A 17,349-nucleotide genomic window follows, 5' to 3' on the forward strand; every position below is an offset into this window, starting at 1 on the left:
ATGCGGCCGTGGGAAGACCTGATCGGAGGAAGTCGCGCGCCGGCCCTGCTGATTTTTAATCGAATGATCAAAAGTTAGGCAGAGAGGTCCTCGGCGCCCTTGCGCAGCGGCAGGCCGGCCGCCAGCGCGCCCTCGATCAGCGAAGCCGCGAGGTGGTGCGCATGGAGCCCGTCGCTGGGCAGCATGTCGGGCACCTGCACCACGCGCATGCCCGCGGCGCGGGCGCTGGCGGCACCGGTGTCGCTGTCCTCGAAGGCGAGGCAGAGCTCCGGCGCATGGCCGAGCGCCTCGGCGGCCAGGAGGTAGGGATCGGGCGCGGGCTTGGGGTTCTCGACGTGGTCGAAGGCGATCACCGCAGTGAAATGTGCGCGCAGCCCGGCGAGGGTGAGCTTGCGCTCGGCCTCCTCCGCACCCGAGCTGGTGGCCACCGCCATGGGCAGACCGAGCGCGGCGATCTCCTCGACCAACAGCTGCACGCCGGGCTTTAGCGGCAAGCCGCTGGCCGCGCGCAGGGCGATACTCTCCTCGCGGATCGCCTGCAGCAGCATCGGCTGGTCGAGGTGCCCGTAGGTGTCGCGCAGGGCGCTTGCCACGGCGTTTCGGTCGCGGCCGATCAGCGCTTCGAGAAACCCCGGCGCCACGGTCTCGCCGAAACGCAGGAAGGCGCGCCGCCCGGCCTCGAGCGCGACCCGTTCACTGTCCACGAGCGTTCCGTCGAGGTCGAAGATGACGGCGGCGAAGGGGAGTGGGGTGGTCATGGCGGGCCTTTCTGCATCGGGCGCCGCCATGTGACCCATCGCGCGGGGGAATGTCGAGGCCGCGGTGTCGTGCCATGCTGTCTGCCTTTGAGTCAGGCTTGAGTCAGGCAGGCACCACAGAAACCTCGTGGACCACGGAGGGTGGTTCGATGATCGCGCGTGTCTTCCAGGTCGTCGCGATCCCGCTGCCGCGCCGCATTAGCGGCTCGTCGAGGTGCTGCCGGGGGCGCTGCGAGGCGCCCCCGGCGGGATCCTCAGAGCTTGATGCGGAACTGCGCGTAGCCCTCCTCGGTGTCGCCCGCGTCCTCGATGTCGAGCGCGACGCTTTCCATGTAGTCGCGTGCCTTGGGGCCGGTCTCGAAGAGCACCGTGGTGCCGTCCATCGGGGCGAAGCTCCAGTTGTCGTCAGCGCTCGGGTTGATGGTGCCCTGCTCGACGATGTAGCGCACGATGACATCGCGATTGGTGTCCGGCGCCTCGAAGACGATGGTGTCGCCGGTGCCCGGGAAGCTGCCACCGCCCGAGGCGCGGTAGTTGTTCGTCGCGATGATGAATTCGGCCTCGGGATCGATCGGCTTGCCCTCGTAGGCGAGGTTGACGATCCGGTTGGTCTCCTCGTTCACCACATTGCCATCGCGGTCGAACATCGCCGGTTGCGACAGGTCGATCTGATAGGTCACCCCGTCGATCACGTCGAAGTTGTAGCTCGGGAAGTCAGGGTTGAGCAGCGGTGCATCACTGGCGCCGGGCTCGATCTGGTTGAACATGCCCGCAGACCGCTCCAGCCAGCCCTTGATCTGAGCGCCAGTGACCTTCACCGCGCGCACCGTATTGGGATAGAGGTAGAGATCCGCGACGTTCTTGATCGCCACCGGGCCCGCGGGCACGTCGGTGTAATACTCCGGCCCGCCGCGGCCACCGGCCTTGAACGGCGCTGCCGCCGACAGGATCGGCAGGCCCTCGTATTCGGTGCCCTTCATCATCTGCGCGATGTACCAGCTCTGCGCGATCGAGACGATCTGCACCGAGGGGTCATCCGCCACCAGCGCAAAGTAGGAATAGAGCGGCGCCGAGGTCTCGCCCACCGCGCGGCGCACGTAGTCCAGCGTCGCCTCGTGCTCGGGGCGGATCGAGTCGAGCACCTCCGCGTCGTCCTCGACCAGCGCCGTGATCGAGCGGTCTTCGCCGCGCTCGTAGATCGGGCGCGCTTCTGACGTGGTCGAGACCACCTTCCACGCGTTGCCGTCGCGCTCGAGCAGCAGGTCGATGAGCCCCATGTGCGAACCCCAGAACCCCCCCATGACGGCGGGCTTGCCGTGGATGGTGCCCGCCGAAAGGTCGATGGCGTCCTGCCCGTCGTAATCCGGCGAGGGGAAGACGAGGTGGCTGTGACCGGTCATCAGCGCGTCGATCCCGTCGACGGCGGCCAGCGGTACCGAGGCGTTCTCCATCCCGTCCTCGTGCTGCGCCGCGCCGATACCGGAGTGCGAGAGCGCAATGATGATCTCGGCGCCCTCTTCCTTCATCTGCGGCACGAACGCCTCGGCGGTGGTGACGATGTCGCGCGCCTCGACGTTGCCCTCGAGATGTTTGCGGTCCCAGTTCATCACCTGCGGCGGGGTGAAGCCGATGATGCCGACGCGGATAGGATGGGTAGTGCCGGCCCCGTCGGTGACCTCGCGGTCGAGGATCACGTAGGGCTTGAACAGGGTCTCGTCCTCGCGCGGGTTCGCGCCCTGCTTCTTGGCGATATTCGCAAGCACGATGGGGAAGTTCGCGCCTGCGGCGGATTTCTCGAGGAAGCCGAGCCCGTAGTTGAACTCGTGGTTGCCGATGGTGCCCGCGTCATAGCCCAGCGTGTTCATCGCGGTGATGACCGGGTGCATGTCGCCGTCCTTCATGCCACGCTCGTAGGCGATGTAATCGCCCAGCGGGTTGCCCTGAAGGAAGTCGCCATTGTCGACGAGCAGCGTGTTGGTGGCCTCGGCGCGGATGCTCTCGATGATCGAGGCGGTGCGTGACAGGCCCACGGTGTCGACCGGCTTGTCGGCGTAATAGTCGTAGGGGAAGACGTGCACGTGCAGGTCGGTGGTTTCCATGATGCGCAGGTGCGCCTGATTGGCCGCCGCCCGGGCCGAATAGGGGTGCAGCGCGATCAGCGCGCCACTCGCGGCGCTGCCAGCGAGAAAGCCTCGGCGGCTGATCGGGGTTTGGGGAAGTTTGCGCATCTTGCTCTCCTTCGAGTCTCGTCGCTGCGGGAATAGTGCAGCTTCAAGACGGTCTTGCAACGATTGCCTCGCGCGGCATCGCGTATTGGCAGATGACGCTGCGACATGCGCCGGGGGCTGTGCATCGCGCCTCCGGCACGGCTCGGAGGGCGCATCGGTTGCCAGTCCGCGCGCCGCGTGCCATCCCTTGCCCGACCCAGCAGGAGACACGGCATGCGGCAGGCGGAAGAGGTGACATTTGGCGGCTCGGGGCTCGATCGGGCGGCGGAGCTGCGCGGCGACGTCCCGGGCCTTGCGGCGTTGATGCAGCGCCCCGGCGCGCGCGGCGTGGTGTTCTGGCGCGGCAAACCTCTCATTGCCGATGAGGCGTCGCGCGGCACGTCCTGTGCCGGGCTGCTCCGGCTGCCGCTCGATCATCCGCTGCTCGGCGCGGCGCGGTCGCGGCCGGTGCTCCTTGGGCGCGAGGCGGGCGAGGTTGTGCTGGCCTACGACATTTCTGCCTGGGAGCCCGACGCGCCGCAGGAAGAGGGCTTTGTCGACCCGAGCGTGCAGGTCCACCCGGATGCGCCGGAGGGCGCGCGTTTCGTCGAGCTGCGCACGCTGCTGATGGCGCTCACCCCGCGCGACGCCGAGCTCGCCGCCACCGCCAAGGCGATCCTCGGTTGGCACGATACGCATGGGTTCTGTGCGCGCTGCGGGTCGGCCTCTGATGTGACGCAGGCGGGCTGGCAGCGGGTCTGCCGATCCTGCGGCGGCCAGCATTTCCCGCGCACCGATCCGGTGGTTATCATGCTGATCACCCGCGGCAATGCCTGCCTTCTGGGCCGGTCGCCGGGTTGGCCCGAGGGAATGTACTCCTGCCTTGCCGGCTTCATCGAGCCCGGTGAGACGGTCGAGGCGGCGGTGCGCCGCGAAGTGATGGAGGAGACAGGGGTCGAGGTCGGTCCGGTCTCGCTGCTCACCAGCCAGCCCTGGCCCTGGCCCTCGTCGCTGATGCTCGGCTGCCACGGCGAGGCGACAAGCGAGGCCATCACCATCGACCCGGTCGAAATCGAGGCCGCGCAATGGGTCAGCCGCGAGCGGCTCGCCGATGCCTTTGCCGGGCTCGAGCCGGGCCTCGTGCCGGCGCGACGCGGCTCGATCGCCAACCACCTGCTGCGCAACTGGCTTGCGGACCGCCTTGAATAGGCCAAGATGCGGCGGCAAATGGGGAAAACTGGGTAACGAGGCAGGCAATGGACATCTCCACCAAGGAAGACATCGCGGTTCCGGTCGAGCGGGTCTACGCGGAGGCGACGAATTTCGATCATCTCGAGCGGCAAATCATGCGGCGTGGGATCGAGTTGCGGCGGGTGAACCCGGAGGGCGCGGGCAGCCATGCCTGGCACGCGGTGTTCAACTTCCGCGGCAAGGCGCGGTCGGCCGATATCACGCTGGTCGAGGAGGATGCGCCGAACCTGCTGGTCTATCGCAGCTTGACGGACGGGCTCGAGGTGATGACGCGGATCGAGTTCGTGGCGCTGTCGCGCAGCCGCACGCGGGTGGCGATGGACCTCGAATTGAAGCCCAAGACGCTCTCGGCCCGGCTCATGGTGCAGTCGCTGAAGCTGGCGCGGGCCAATCTCGAAAAGAAGTTCCGGCTGCGCATGGCAGACTACGCGCAGGCGATCGAGGACCGACTGAATCGCGCCTGATCAGCGCGGGACAGCGAGCGGCTTCAGCACGCGGTAGAGCGCGCGCCAGGCTTCGAGACGATCCTGCAGTGCGGCAGTGGGGCGGGGGCCGAAGATCTCGCGCGCCTCGGGGCGCCGGGCCAGGTCGCTGCGCGACAGCGCGCCTGTGGCCAGCGCCGCGAGCTTGGCCGCGCCCAGAGAGGGCCCGCTGGTGGCACTTTCGGGACGGAAGAGGCTCAGTCCGCTGGCATCCGCGACGCTTTGCAGCAGCAAGTCGCTTTGGGCCCCGCCGCCGAGCGCGGGCAAAGGTGCCAGCCCCTGCGCGGCAGGCCCGAAGCTTTGCACCGCGTCGGCAAAGCAGAAGGCCACTGCCTCGACCACCGCGCGCATCATCGCGGCGCGACTGGTGCTGTCCTCGAGCCCGAAGAAGCCGCCGCGGATGTGCGGGTCGCCATGCGGGCTGCGCTCGCCGGTGAGATAGGGCAGAAAGAGCGGCACGCGGGTTTCGGGCACCTCTGCAGCTTCCTGCAGCAGCGCGCCGATCTCGGCCCCGGACACCCCGGCGAACCAGGCGATCGGGCGGGCACCGTTGAGCATCGCGGCCATCTGGTACCAGCGTTCCGGAAGGGTGTGGGCGAAGGCGTGCACGAAGGCCCCAGGGTTGGGGCGATAGGCGCTACCCGCCAAGAGGAACTGCCCCGACGTGCCGAGAGAGATGAGCCCGGTGCCATCCTCCACGGCGCCCACGGCAACCGCACCGGTGGCCGCATCGCCGCCGCCGGTGACGATCTGCACCTTGGGCGAGAGACCAAGCTCGGCTGCCATTTGCGGGAGCATTTCTCCGGCGACCTGTGCGCCCTCGAGCACCGGCGGCAGCCAGTCCGGATCGGTCGCGGAGGCGGCACAGAGGGCCTCGGACCAGCGCCTCTGCGCCTGGTCGAACCAAAGGGTTCCGGCGGCATCCGAGGGATCGGTGGCGTAGCCGCCGTGCAGGCGCAGGCCAAGGTAGTCCTTGGGCAGAAGTACATGGGCAATGCGGGCGTGGGTCTCGGGCTCGTGCCGCGCCAGCCAGAGCAGCTTCGGAGCGGTGAAGCCGGGCAGCGGTGGAACCCCCGCGAGGGTGCCGATCCCGGGCAGCGCCTCCTGCAGCGCGGCGCATTCGGCATGGGCACGGCCGTCGTTCCACAGCATTGCCGGGCGCAGCACCGCGCCCGCCGCATCGAGCAGCACGGCACCGTGCATCTGTCCCGACAGGGCAATGGCGCTTATGCTCCGGCGCTCGGCCTCGGGCAGGGGCGCGATCAGTTCGGCGAGAACCGCGCGGGCCGCCTGCCACCAGTCCTCGGCGTTCTGCTCGGAAGCGTAGGGCGTGGGCGACGCGGTGGTGAGCGGGCGGCGCGCTTCGGCGCGCGGCCTGCCTGCCTCGCACAGCAGGCCGATCACCGAGCTGGTGCCGAGATCCAGTCCGATTTCCAAGCTGCGTCTCCTCCCATGAGCCCCATTTCGCCCAACCTTTTCGCGGATCGGCGCAGGCCGCAAGGGGGCTCAGCCGAGGGTGATCACCCGTCCGCCAGCGGCCTTGGCATCCTCGGGGTCGTGGGTCACCAGCAGGACTGGCAGGCCCTGAGCCCGTGCCCGCTCGAAGACCAGCGCGCGGATCTGCCCGCGGCGGGCGGCATCGAGCTTCGAGAAGGGCTCGTCGAGCAGCAGCGCGCGGGGCTCGGCGAGCAGCATCCGCATCAGGGCGACGCGGGCCTTCTGCCCGCCCGAAAGCGTGGCGGGGTCGCGCGTGGCAAATCCCTCGAGGCCGATGTCGCGCAGCGCGGTGTCGATCTTTTCGTGCCGGGCCCTGCCGCGCAGCCGCGGCGGCAGGCCGAAGCCGAGGTTGCCGCCGACCGAAAGGTGGGGAAACAGCAGCTCGTCCTGAAAGAGAATGCCGGCGCGGCGCTGCTCGGGTGGCAGGTAAGTGATCTCGGTGCCGTCGAGCGTGATGCGCCCCTCCAGCGTGAACCCGGGCGCCAATGTTCCGATGACCGCGGCGAGCAGCGTGGACTTGCCCGAGCCCGAGGGCCCCATGACCGTCAGCACCTCGCCCGGTACGACGGTGGCGTCGAGCGCCAGCAGGGGGGCGCCGTGATGGAGGATGCGCAGGTGATCCAAGACCAGCCCCCTATCCATGTCGCATTCCCCGCCGGTTGCGCCAGGCCAGCGCCGGGATCAGCAATGCCAGACCGAAGGGCAGGAAGGCCGCGGCGGTCTGCGCCAGAGCGGTCACACCGATGACCCGCCGGTCGCCGCCGGACGCGAGGGCGAGCGCCTCGGTGGTCAGGGTTGGCACGCGGCCTCCGCCGATCAGCAAAGTCGGCAGGTATTGCCCGACACTGACGGCAGCGCTGACCGCGGCGGCGGTGAGCCAGGGTCGCAGCAGCATCGGCAGGCGCACGCGCCAGAAGGTGGCACCGGGGCCGCGCCCCAGCGCGTGGGCGACGGCGGCGTAGCGCGGATCGAGCGCGCGGTAGGGGTCAGAGAGCGACAGGAAGGCATAAGGCAGCACGAAGACCACATGCACAGCGATCACCGCCGCCAGCGTGCCATCGAGTCCGGTGAGCAGCCCGGCCACCTGCAGCCCTGGCAGAAAGGCGATCTGCGGCACCAGCAGCGGCAGATAGAGCAGCCAGAGCGCCCGCGCGCCGGGCCGTAGCCCGTGGCGTTGCTCGGCCTCGAGGCAGGCGGTCGTCAGGATCATGGCGATGCCAGAGGACGTGGCGGCGATCAGCAGGGTCCGCGCGAAAAGCGCCAGCAGCTCGGGTCCGTGGCGCATCCAGCTGCGCAGGCTCCAGCCTTGTGGCAGCAGTTCGGGAAAGCGCCACAGCCCGGCGAAGGACCAGACTGCCAGCCCGATGAGCCCCAGCAGCACCAGCGCCGCCGAAAGCGCGCCGAGGCCGAGCCCCAATGCGCGCAGTAGCCGTTCGCCGTGGCCGCGCCCTCCGGCCACCAGCCAGCGCGCCGCGAGCCGTGCGAGCGTGATCTCTGCGCCGCGCCAGAGCAGCAATGCGGCCAAGGTCAACGCCAGCAGCAGCAGCGCCCCGGCGGCGGCGCGGAAACGCATCGCGAGGTCCGGATCGTTCATCCATCTCAGCACCTGCACCGCCAGTGGCGGCGGCGTGCCCGGCCCGAGGATCATCGCCACGTCAACCACCGAAACCGAGAAGGCCAGCACGGCGTAAACCGGCAGGCGGATCTGTGGATAGAGGCGCGGCAGGATCACCTTGAACCAGGCGGCGACGCGGCCGTACCGCAGGGCCTGCGCGGTGGCGAGACTCTGTGCCGGGCGCAGCGCGGGCAGGGCGGCGAGGGTCATCAGCAACAGGAACGGCATCTCCTTCACCACCAGCCCGGCGATCAGCGACAGGCCGAAAGGGTCCTGCAGGATCAAGAGGTCCGGCGGGCGCTCCCACCCCAAAGGCTGCGCGATCAGCCGGGCGATCCAGCCCGAGGGAGCGATGAGGAAGGCCAGCCCGAAGGCGGCGGCGGCATGGGGAACCGACAAAAGCGGAGAGAGCGCGCGTTCGAGGGCTCTGAAGGCGCGGGTGCCCTGCCAGCCGGCGCAGATCAGCACCGTCAGCGCCAGCGAGACCAGCGTCGCCGCGAGGCCGGTGAAAAGCGACAGGGCCACCGCGCGGGGCAGCCCCGGCCACCCCAGCAAGTCGCCGAAGGGCTCAAGGCTGAGGTCGGTTCCGCCGAGGGCGGGCATCAGGCCAAAGGCCGGGGCGAGCGTGCCCGCCAAGCCCGCCGCCACCGGCCCGAGCAGTGCCAAGAGCGTCAGGACCGGCGCCGCGCGGGTCGGCGAGAGGCCCACTCAGGGGGCCACGCCGTAGCGCGAGGTCCAATCCTCTTCGAGCTTTTCCATCCACGACGGATGTGGCTCGGGCAGGGTGGGCCCCAGCTCTTCGGGGGTCAGCGTCGCGATGCCGACCGGGATCTCGTCGAAGAGCCGCACCTGATCGTCCGAAAGCCGGTCCATCGCCAGCACCGTGCCAAAGCCCAACTCGTCGGGGCTGGCCATGCGCGCCTGCGCCTGCGGCGAGAGCAGCAGGTTGGCGATCACCATCGCCCCCGCCTTGGCATTGGCGTTGTAGGGGATGGCGACGAAGCTGGCGTTGCCGAGCGAGCCGCCCTCGAGCACGAAGCTGCGGACCGTGTCAGGCAGCTGGAAGTTCGCGATGGCGTTGGAGGCGGCGTTGGGGTTGAACTCGAAGCCGATGTCGATCTCGCTGTCGGCCACGAGCTGGATCATCCGCTGGGCGTTCTGCGGGTAGGCTTTGCCCTGGCGCCAGAGATTCGGGGTCAGCGCGTCGAGCCAATCCCACAGCGGGGCGGTTGCAGAGGCGTAATCGGCCTCTTCGACCGGCTGCGACAGGGCATCCGTGTCCGGGGTCAGCTCGATCAGCGCCTGCTTGAGGAAGGTCGAGCCGAGAAAGTCCGGCGGCTGCGGATAGGTGAAGCGGCCGGGGTTCTGCTCTGCCCACTCCGCCAGCGCCGCCATGCTGCGCGGTGGCCGGGACAGGCGGGCGGTGTCATGGTAGAACACCAATTGCGCCATGCCCCAAGGGCTTTCCAAGCCCTCTGTCGGCACGGTGAAATCGGCGGTGAGCGCGGCATTGGCCTCGGGGTCGGTGAGCTGCCAGTTCGGCAGCGCCTCGGACCACGGGCCAAAGAGCAGCTCCTGCCGCTTCATCGCCGCGAAATTCTCCCCGTTGATCCAGATGAGGTCGATGGCCCCGCCCGTGTCCTTGCCGGCGCTCTTTTCGGCCAGCACACGGCTCACCGCCTCGGCGGTGTCCGAGAGCTTCACGTGTTCCAGCGTCACGCCGTAATTCTCCTGCGCGAGCTCGCCCATCCAGTCGATGAAGGCATTGACGTTCTCGGCCCCGCCCCAGGCGTTCCAGTAGACGGTCTGCCCCTTGGCCTCGGCCAAGACGGCGTTCCAGTCGGCGGGGTCCGCCTCGGCAAAGGCAAGGGTAGGAGCTGTGACAGTGAGGGCAGCGGCAAGGCCGAACGGCAGCCAGTTGCGCATCGGACGGCGGATCATCGCGCGGGTCTTTCCTGCTGTGCCGCAAGATGCGGCAATTTCGTGCTATAGGGAGTCATGTTTTCGCAAGTGCGCCGCCCCGGGGTCAATGGCAAAAGGCTGTGAACGATTGCCACGCGCTTGTCGCCTTCGGGCGCCTTTCTATCTGAGCCATATGTATTTTTGAGGAGCATCGCCCATGTGGGACGAACGATATGCCGTCGAGGACTACGTGTATGGAACCGAGCCTTCGGGCGTTTTGATCCGCCGAAACCACTGGCTGAAGCCGGGCGCGCGGGCGCTTTGCGTTGCCGATGGCGAGGGGCGCAACTCTGTCTACCTTGCGGGGCAGGGTCTGAAGGTCACCGCATTTGATGGCGCGGCGCCCGCGGTCGAGAAGGCGCGGCGGCTGGCCGTCGAGCGCGGAGTCGAGGTCGACTACGCGGTGCAGGATGTCTTCGACTGGTCCTGGCCGGTGGCGGAATTCGACCTTGTTGTCGGCATCTTCATCCAGTTCGTCGGCCCCGCCGGGCGCGCCATGCTGTTCGACAAGATGAAGGCGGCGCTGAAGCCCGGAGGCGTGTTGCTCCTGCACGGCTACACGCCGCAGCAGCTGCGCTACGGCACCGGCGGCCCGGGCGTGGCCGAGAACCTCTACACCGCCGGCATGCTTCGCAAAGCCTTTGCCGACATGCAGGTGCAAGTGCTCGAGGACTATGAGCTCAATATCCAGGAGGGCCGGGGCCACAACGGGCGCTCGGCGCTGATCGACATGATCGCCGTCAAGCGCTGAACACTGCGCGGCTCAGGCCTCTTGCGCGGCGAAGTGCTGCGCCACGATCCCGGGAAGCTGGTCCCAGTGGTCGAAGGCATAGGCGTGCGGCAGCTCCCCCACCGGGGATTTGCGATAGCCCTCGGTGAAGAGGACAAACGGCAGGCCAGCGCGCTCGGCGGTCTCGGCGTCGACTTCGCTGTCGCCGACGTAAAGCCCCGGCCCGCCCAGATCATGCATGACCTTGATCAGCGGCGCGGGATCCGGCTTGCGCACCGGCAGGGTGTCGGCGCTGGCGACGGCGCGCAGGTGGCGGTCGAGCCCGAAGTGCTTCAGCGCGATATGGGTGGGGGCCTCGGGCTTGTTGGTGCACAGCCCCATGGCGCAGCCGAGCAGCTCGAGCCGCGCCAGCGCGTCGATCACCCCGGGGTAGAGCACCGTCAGCGCCGGATCTCGCTCGTATTCGTGCATGAACTTGCCCAGCAGCCGGGCGTGGGCGTCGGGATCATCGCTGAGCCCCACGGCTTCGACCACCCGCTCGATGAGCACCGACGCGCCCTTGCCGATGAAGCTGCGGGCCTGCTCGAAGGTGATTTCTGGCAGCCCCTCGCTGCGCAGAACGACATTGGTGGCGCGGTGCAGGTCCGGGGCGCTGTCGATCAGCGTGCCGTCGAGATCAAAGACTACGGATTTCAGCATGTTGCGCGGCCTTCGGCGAAGAGGGCGTGAGAGAAGGGCATGGCGCAAGGCTCCTGTATCGGCGCCGCGGGAAGGCGGTGCGCGGCCATACTGGCCCCGCCAGGGCACGACGTCCAGCGCCACCGGGATCTCATTCGCCGAGCCATTCGGGCGGCAGCACCATGACCGTCGGTTGCGGGGGCAGGGTGTTCAGGCCGATGACCAGCTCGGAGCTGTCGCGGCGCTCGACCACGAAGGTGTCCGACACATCCGCGATGAAGCGCTCCAGCGAGGCGCCGGAGAACCAGTGCATCGGCAGGATCAGCGAGCTGCGCAGCCTCTCGACCACGCGCTCCATATCCTCGAGCGGCATCGTCATGCCGCCGTCCACCGGGACCATCAGCACGTCGATCCGGCCGAGTGCGGCGTATTGCGCGTCGCTTGGCTCGTGGTGAAGGTGGCCGAGATGGCCGATGCAGAGCCCCTCGACCTCGAAGACAAAGATCGAATTGCCGTTTTCCTCGGTTCCGCCGTAGGCCGAGCGGATGTCCGTCGAGACATTGCGCACCAGCATCTCGCTTAGGTCTAGGTGATGCTCGATGCCCTCGCCGAAGGGCCCCCAGCCCTCGAGGATGTGCGGGATCGCCGGATCGGGATAGGGGGTCCAGTGGCTTGTGTGCGCGTGGTTCATGGTGACGACGTCTGGGATCATCGGCACGTTGCCGATGTAGCCGGTGAAATCGGTCACCACGTTCAGCCCACCGCGGGTCTGGATCAGGAAGGAGGCATGCGAGAGATACTGGATGCGCACCGAATACTCGGGCACCGGGTCGGTCCAGGCCGCCTGGTGCAGATACTGTATGCCGGGTGCGGCGTCGGCGATGGCGATGCAGTGAGACGCGCGGCGCTCCTGCGCCTCGGCGGGCAGGGGGGCGGTCAGCAGAGGAATCAGCGCGGCGGCTGAGGCAAGGACAGGACGCGGCATGGCGGGGCTCCTTTCGGGAAGCAGCCTAAGCCGGATGGCCCCGCGCGAAGTTAAAATTTACGTGGGGTAAGCTTTGGGCGCTCTGCGAACGCGTGGCAGCGGCCTTCCCCGCGGGCCATCAGCCGACCTGTGTCCGCCCGCGCCGGTCCAGCCGCAGCGCGCTGTAAAGCACATGGGTGCGCCAGCGGCCATTGATCTGCAGATAGCTCTGCGCCACGCCCTCGTACTTGAAGCCCGAGCTTTCCAGCAACCCTCGCGAGGGAACGTTCTCCGGCAGGCAGGCAGCTTCGATGCGGCTGAGGTCCATCGCGGTGAAGGCGTGATGCACCAGCGCCGCGATCGCCTCGCGCATGTAGCCGTGACGGGAGAAAGGCTGGCCGGTCCAGTAGCCGAGCGTGCCCGACTGCGCCGGGCCGCGCCGGATGTTGTCCAGGGTGATCGCTCCGATCAGCAGCTGGTCTTCGCGCCGGACAATGAAGAGCGGCACCGCCGAACCTGCGTTGATCGAGCGCTGCGCCCAGTAGACACGGTTGGTAAAGGCGCGCCGCGACAGGTGATCCTCGGCCCAGGACGGCTCCCAGGGGGTGAGGTATTCCTTGCTCTGCAACCGCAGCGCGACCCAGGCGTTGAAATCGCCATGGAGCGGCGGGCGCAGGATCAGGCGCTCGCTGTCGAGCCTGAACTTCCGCCGCCGTCCCAGCATCACGCGGCTCGCTGCGCCTGCAGTTCGCCCAGCCCCGGCGCGCCCGAGACCGGCCCGTAGAGCGCCAGCGCCGCAGGCGCCTCGGCGGCGACGGTCTCGGCGAAGTCGCGCACGTCGCCGGTGGTGACATTGTCGATCTTCTCGACCGTCTCCTCGATCGGCGGCACCTCGCCCCAGATCTGCACCATGCGCGCCATGCGCTCGGCGCGGGAGGACGAGCTTTCCAGCCCCATCAGCAGCCCGGCCTTCATCTGCGCGCGGGCGCGGGCGACCTCCTCGGGGGACATGTCGTCAGCGGCGCGCTTCATCTCGTCGATGGTCAGCCGGGCAAGCTCGCCGACTTCCTCGCCGGAGGTTCCGGCGTAGATCGTGTTGAGCCCGGTTTCCGCATAGGCGCCGGTCTGCGAGAAGATCGTGTAGCACAGGCCGCGCTTTTCGCGGATCTCCTGGAACAGCCGCGAGGACATGCCGCCCCCGAGCGCGATCGAGTAGATCTGCGCGGTGTAGAAGGCGGGGTCGCGATAGCCCGGCCCTTCGAAGGCCAGCGCCAGATGCGCCTGCTCGAGCGTCTTCTCGCGGCGGAACTCTCCGCCGGTGAACCGCGCGTTCTCGGCAATCGGCGCAAGCCGCGGCGCCATGTGGCCAAAGAGCGCCTCGGCCTGCGCCACCAGCGCCTCGTGATCGACCGCGCCGGCGGCCGAAAGGATCATCTGGCCCGGCCCGTAGTGCTCGGTGACAAAGTTGGCGAGATCGTCGCGCCCGAAGCCCTTCACGTTGGCTGCCTCGCCGAGGATGGTGCGCCCGAGCGCCTGTCCACCATAGGCCTGCTCTTGCAGCCAGTCGAAGATCACATCATCGGGCGTGTCGAGCGCCTGGCCGATTTCCTGCAGGATCACGTGGCGCTCGGTCTCGATCTCCTTGGGCTCGAAGATCGGGTTGAGCAGGATGTCCCCGATCACGTCCATGGCGAGCTTGGTGTCGTTCTCCAGCACGCGGGCGTAATAGGCGGTCACCTCGCGCGAGGTATAGGCATTGATGTAGCCGCCCACGTCCTCGATCGCCTCGGCGATCTGCAGCGCGCTGCGGGTCTTCGTGCCCTTGAAGGCCATGTGCTCGAGGAAATGGGCAATGCCGTTTTGCTCGAGCCGCTCGTTGCGGCCCCCGGCGGTGACCCAGATGCCAAGCGAGGCCGACTGCAGGCCGGGGACGTTTTCCGAAACGACGCGGAAGCCGTTCGTAAGGGTGGTGAGTTGCACGGTCACTTGGAGATACGCTCCCGGATGAGGGTTTCGAGTGCCGCAAGGTCATTGGGCACGCGGGTGACACGCTCGGGGCGGTCAAAGAGATCGGCCATGCGCGCGGGTAAGGGCGGGCGGATGCCGCTGGCCTTCTCGACGGCGTCGGGGAACTTGGCCGGATGCGCGGTGGCGAGGGTGATCATCGGCACCGAGGGGGTGCGATGCTCCTCGGCGACCTTCACGCCGATGGCGGAATGCGGGCACAGAAGCTCGCCCATGGTCTCGCGCGCCTGCGCGATGGTGGCCAGGGTTTCGTCTTCCGAGGCGCGGCCGCTCTCGAAATGCTCGCGCAGCGCCTGCAGCGCGCCCTGGCTGACGTGGAAGCCGCCCGCTTTCAGCTCGTCCATCAGCTGCGCCACGGCCGCACCGTCGCGGCCGTAGGCATCGAAGAGCGCGCGCTCGAAGTTGCTGCTCACCTGGATGTCCATCGAGGGGCTAATCGACGGGTGCACTTCCGAGGTCTGGTAGTCGCCGGTCGACAGGCAGCGGTGCAGGATGTCGTTCTGGTTGGTCGCCACCACCAGCCGGTCGATGGGCAGACCCATCTTCTTGGCGATGTAGCCGGCGAAGATGTCGCCGAAGTTGCCGGTGGGCACGGTGAAGCTGACCTTGCGGTCGGGCGCGCCGAGCGAGACCGCCGACGAGAAGTAGTAGACCACCTGCGCCAGCACCCGGGCCCAGTTGATCGAGTTCACTCCCGCCAGCCGCACGTCGTCGCGGAAGGTGAAGTCGTTGAACATGTCCTTGAGCTTGGCCTGGCAGTCGTCGAAATGCCCGTCGAGCGCGAGGGCGTGGACATTGGCCTCGGGCGGCGTGGTCATCTGGCGGCGCTGGACCTCCGAGACGCGGCCATGCGGGAAGAGGATGAACACATCCACCGCGTCGAGCCCCTTGAAGGCCTCGATCGCCGCCGAGCCGGTGTCGCCCGAGGTCGCGCCGACGATGGTGACGCGCTCGCCGCGGCGGGTCAGCGCTTCCTGGAAGAGCTGGCCGATGAGCTGCATGGCGAAGTCCTTGAACGCCAGCGTCGGGCCGTGGAACAGCTCCAGCAGGAAGTGGTTCGGCGCCAGCTGCACCATCGGCGCGCGGGCGTTGTGGCCGAAACCGGCATAGGCCCTGGAGATCAGATCGCCGAAGGTCTCGTCGCTGAAGGTGTCGCCGACGAAGGGGCGCATGACGCGAAAGGCGACTTCCTCGTAGGATAGCCCGTTCAGCGCGCGGATGTCGCCAGGGGTCATCACCGGCACCGTCTCGGGCACGTAGAGGCCGCCGTCACGGGCAAGGCCAGAGAGCATGGCCTCTTCGAAGCTGAGCGCCGGGGCTTTGCCGCGGGTCGAGATGTAGCGCATGAGGGCTCAGGCCTTTCCTGTCTTAGACTGCCGGCGGATGTAATAGCCGGTCATGATCAGCCACACCACGGCCAGCGAAAACCAGGTGATGGCATATTGCAGGTGATCGTTTGGAATGCCGCTGGGGCTGACCGGCAGCGGCTCTATCTTGGGGTCGGCGGGGTCGATCTCGCGCGCGACGACGAGCAACGGCTCGGTCTGCAGCACCTCGGCCATGGCGCCGATGTCCCTGGCGAACCAGATGTTCGCCTTGAGGTCATTCTCCGGTGTCGCGCTGTTGCGGTCGTCCGGCCAGTGCAGGTTGCCGGTCACGGTGACCGGACCGGTGCTGCGCGCGGCGTCCTTGTCGGCATCGGCGGTGAAGCCGCGGTCGAGCAACAGCAGCCGCGGCCCGCTCGGCGCCCCCTCGACCCGGAAGGGCGAGATGATCCGATAGCCCGCGCCGACCTGCTTTTGGCTGACCAGCACGCGGATTTCGCCGGGCAGGATTTCGCCCTGCAGGGCGACCGGCTGGTAGCGCTGTTCGTCGGGCGAGATCATTTGCGGCAGGGGCTCGGCCGGGCCGGAGATGCGGCTGTCGATCTCGGCCAGCACGGCCTCTTTCCATTCGAGCCGGCGCAGCTGCCAACTGCCCAGGGAGACCAGGATCCCGGCGCCGATCAGGCCAAAGAGGAGAGGAGCGAGGTAGCGGGTCACGTAGGTCCGGGTCCAGCTTTCAGTCGAGGGTCGGGGCGCCTGTGCGTCCCGCCTGCTTTAGCGCCTCTGCGCGGGGCACATCAAGGCGCGATTGAGCGGCCTTGCAAGAGGGGCGGGAACTGCAGCCAAAGAGCAGGGCGTCCGCTCCTCTGCGGATGCGCCGCAGTCACCCCGGCATATCTGGAAAGAGAAGACGCGCGCTGCCGCTGCGTCTTCTCTTCTGCAAGCACGTTTGCCGAAGCCCTGCCGTCGCGCGCGGAGTCGGGCAGATGCGAAACGCCCGCCGAAAGGGGCGGGCGTCTGCGGTCCCGAAGGACGAAGCGCGGGGGCCTGGCTCAGCCGCCCCAGATGTAGACCGAGGCGAAGAGGAAGAGCCACACGACATCGACGAAGTGCCAATACCAGGCGGCGGCCTCGAAGCCGATGTGCTTGGTCGGGGTGAAGTCGCCCTTCATCAGCCTCAGCAGGCAGACGAAGAGGAAGATCGTGCCGATGATCACATGGGTGCCGTGGAAGCCCGTCGCCATGAAGAAGTTGGCGCCGTAGATGTTGCCCGAGAAGCCGAAGGCCGCGTGGGTGTACTCATAGGCCTGGAAGACGGTGAAGAGCACGCCGAGCGCGATGCCGATGATCAGGCCCCACTTCATGTCCTGGCGGTTGTTCTCATGCACCAGCGCGTGGTGCGCCCAGGTCACCGCGGCGCCAGAGCAGAGCAGGATCAGCGTGTTGATCAGCGGCAGGTGCCAGGGATCAAAGGTCTCGATTCCCGCGGGCGGCCAGACGCCGTCGACGGCCGGCGAGTTCGGACCCATCGGGTAGAGCGCATGTTTGAAGAACGACCAGAACCAGGCGAAGAAGAACATCACCTCGGACATGATGAAGAGGATGAAGCCGTACTTCAGGCCGATCTGCACCACCGGGGTATGGTCGCCCACCCGGCTTTCCGCGATCACGTCCGACCACCAGCCGAACATGGTGTAGAGCACGCCGACGAAGCCCGCGAGGAAAATCCACGGCCCGTGGTCGTGCATCCACAGCACCGCGCCGAAGAGCATGACGAAGGCAGAGGCCGAGCCGATCAGCGGCCAGGCTGATGGAGGCAGGATGTGGTAGTCGTGGTTCTTTGCATGCGCCATCT

General features: G+C 68.0%; 16 protein-coding genes. 3 read left to right on the top strand and 13 right to left on the bottom strand.

What is annotated here, in order from left to right; all coding sequences use genetic code 11:
- Positions 1-74: 74 nt before the first annotated feature.
- The gene (locus G0D83_RS01335) at positions 75-758 is read right to left on the bottom strand and encodes an HAD family phosphatase (RefSeq protein WP_164188848.1); all 684 of its coding nucleotides are present in this window, start codon (positions 756-758) and stop codon (positions 75-77) included.
- Between the two features lie 254 nt (positions 759-1,012).
- Entirely contained in the window at positions 1,013-2,986 is a 1,974-nt protein-coding gene (locus G0D83_RS01340) for a bifunctional 2',3'-cyclic-nucleotide 2'-phosphodiesterase/3'-nucleotidase (protein ID WP_164188850.1), read from the bottom strand.
- A 213-nt stretch (positions 2,987-3,199) separates the two neighbouring features.
- Between G0D83_RS01340 and nudC the strand changes: the two genes are divergently transcribed.
- Positions 3,200-4,174 carry an NAD(+) diphosphatase gene (nudC, locus tag G0D83_RS01345; RefSeq protein ID WP_164188852.1) on the top strand — a complete coding sequence of 325 codons (975 nt, stop codon included), beginning with the start codon at positions 3,200-3,202 and terminating at the stop codon, positions 4,172-4,174.
- Between the two features lie 47 nt (positions 4,175-4,221).
- On the top strand, positions 4,222-4,680 hold the full coding sequence (locus G0D83_RS01350; RefSeq protein ID WP_164188854.1) for an SRPBCC family protein: 459 nt from the start codon (positions 4,222-4,224) through the stop codon (positions 4,678-4,680).
- On the opposite strand, the gene xylB is transcribed toward G0D83_RS01350, so the two are convergent.
- From xylB to G0D83_RS01370, 4 genes are all read right to left on the bottom strand, one after another.
- Positions 4,681-6,135 (bottom strand): xylulokinase, encoded by a 1,455-nt coding sequence (gene xylB, locus G0D83_RS01355; protein ID WP_164188856.1) that lies wholly within the window; start codon positions 6,133-6,135, stop codon positions 4,681-4,683. It abuts the gene before it with no gap.
- Positions 6,136-6,204: 69 nt separating this feature from the next.
- On the bottom strand, positions 6,205-6,837 hold the full coding sequence (locus tag G0D83_RS01360; protein ID WP_164188858.1) for an ATP-binding cassette domain-containing protein: 633 nt from the start codon (positions 6,835-6,837) through the stop codon (positions 6,205-6,207).
- On the bottom strand, positions 6,830-8,518 hold the full coding sequence (locus G0D83_RS01365; protein WP_370457123.1) for an ABC transporter permease: 1,689 nt from the start codon (positions 8,516-8,518) through the stop codon (positions 6,830-6,832). The genes G0D83_RS01360 and G0D83_RS01365 overlap by 8 nt, the downstream gene beginning before the upstream one ends.
- Positions 8,519-9,751 (bottom strand): ABC transporter substrate-binding protein, encoded by a 1,233-nt coding sequence (locus G0D83_RS01370; protein WP_370457124.1) that lies wholly within the window; start codon positions 9,749-9,751, stop codon positions 8,519-8,521. It abuts the gene before it with no gap.
- A gap of 178 nt (positions 9,752-9,929) precedes the next feature.
- Between G0D83_RS01370 and G0D83_RS01375 the strand changes: the two genes are divergently transcribed.
- Positions 9,930-10,523: a cyclopropane-fatty-acyl-phospholipid synthase family protein gene (locus G0D83_RS01375; protein WP_164188859.1), complete on the top strand. Its 594-nt coding sequence runs from the start codon at positions 9,930-9,932 to the stop codon at positions 10,521-10,523.
- A 12-nt stretch (positions 10,524-10,535) separates the two neighbouring features.
- Here G0D83_RS01375 and gph read toward each other — a convergent pair whose 3' ends face one another.
- From gph to G0D83_RS01410, 7 genes are all read right to left on the bottom strand, one after another.
- On the bottom strand, positions 10,536-11,201 hold the full coding sequence (gph, locus tag G0D83_RS01380; RefSeq protein ID WP_164188861.1) for a phosphoglycolate phosphatase: 666 nt from the start codon (positions 11,199-11,201) through the stop codon (positions 10,536-10,538).
- Positions 11,202-11,331: 130 nt separating this feature from the next.
- Complete coding sequence (locus G0D83_RS01385) at positions 11,332-12,165, bottom strand: MBL fold metallo-hydrolase (RefSeq protein WP_164188863.1); 834 nt, start codon at positions 12,163-12,165, stop codon at positions 11,332-11,334.
- A 118-nt stretch (positions 12,166-12,283) separates the two neighbouring features.
- The gene (locus tag G0D83_RS01390) at positions 12,284-12,868 is read right to left on the bottom strand and encodes a GNAT family N-acetyltransferase (RefSeq protein WP_164188865.1); all 585 of its coding nucleotides are present in this window, start codon (positions 12,866-12,868) and stop codon (positions 12,284-12,286) included.
- A complete protein-coding gene (locus G0D83_RS01395) occupies positions 12,868-14,130 on the bottom strand; it encodes a pitrilysin family protein (RefSeq protein WP_164188867.1) in 1,263 nt (420 codons plus the stop codon). Before G0D83_RS01395 ends, G0D83_RS01390 begins: the two co-directional genes overlap by 1 nt.
- Complete coding sequence (thrC, locus tag G0D83_RS01400) at positions 14,127-15,515, bottom strand: threonine synthase (protein ID WP_164188869.1); 1,389 nt, start codon at positions 15,513-15,515, stop codon at positions 14,127-14,129. Before thrC ends, G0D83_RS01395 begins: the two co-directional genes overlap by 4 nt.
- Positions 15,516-15,521: 6 nt before the next feature.
- Complete coding sequence (locus G0D83_RS01405; protein WP_164188871.1) at positions 15,522-16,211, bottom strand: SURF1 family protein; 690 nt, start codon at positions 16,209-16,211, stop codon at positions 15,522-15,524.
- 335 nt (positions 16,212-16,546) lie between these two features.
- On the bottom strand, positions 16,547-17,347 hold the full coding sequence (locus G0D83_RS01410) for a cytochrome c oxidase subunit 3 (RefSeq protein ID WP_108966661.1): 801 nt from the start codon (positions 17,345-17,347) through the stop codon (positions 16,547-16,549).
- Between the last annotated feature and the right edge of the window lie 2 nt (positions 17,348-17,349).

Origin of the sequence: Salipiger sp. PrR003 (assembly GCF_010500785.1) — a bacterium.
GTDB classification, from domain to species: domain Bacteria; phylum Pseudomonadota; class Alphaproteobacteria; order Rhodobacterales; family Rhodobacteraceae; genus Salipiger; species Salipiger pacificus_A.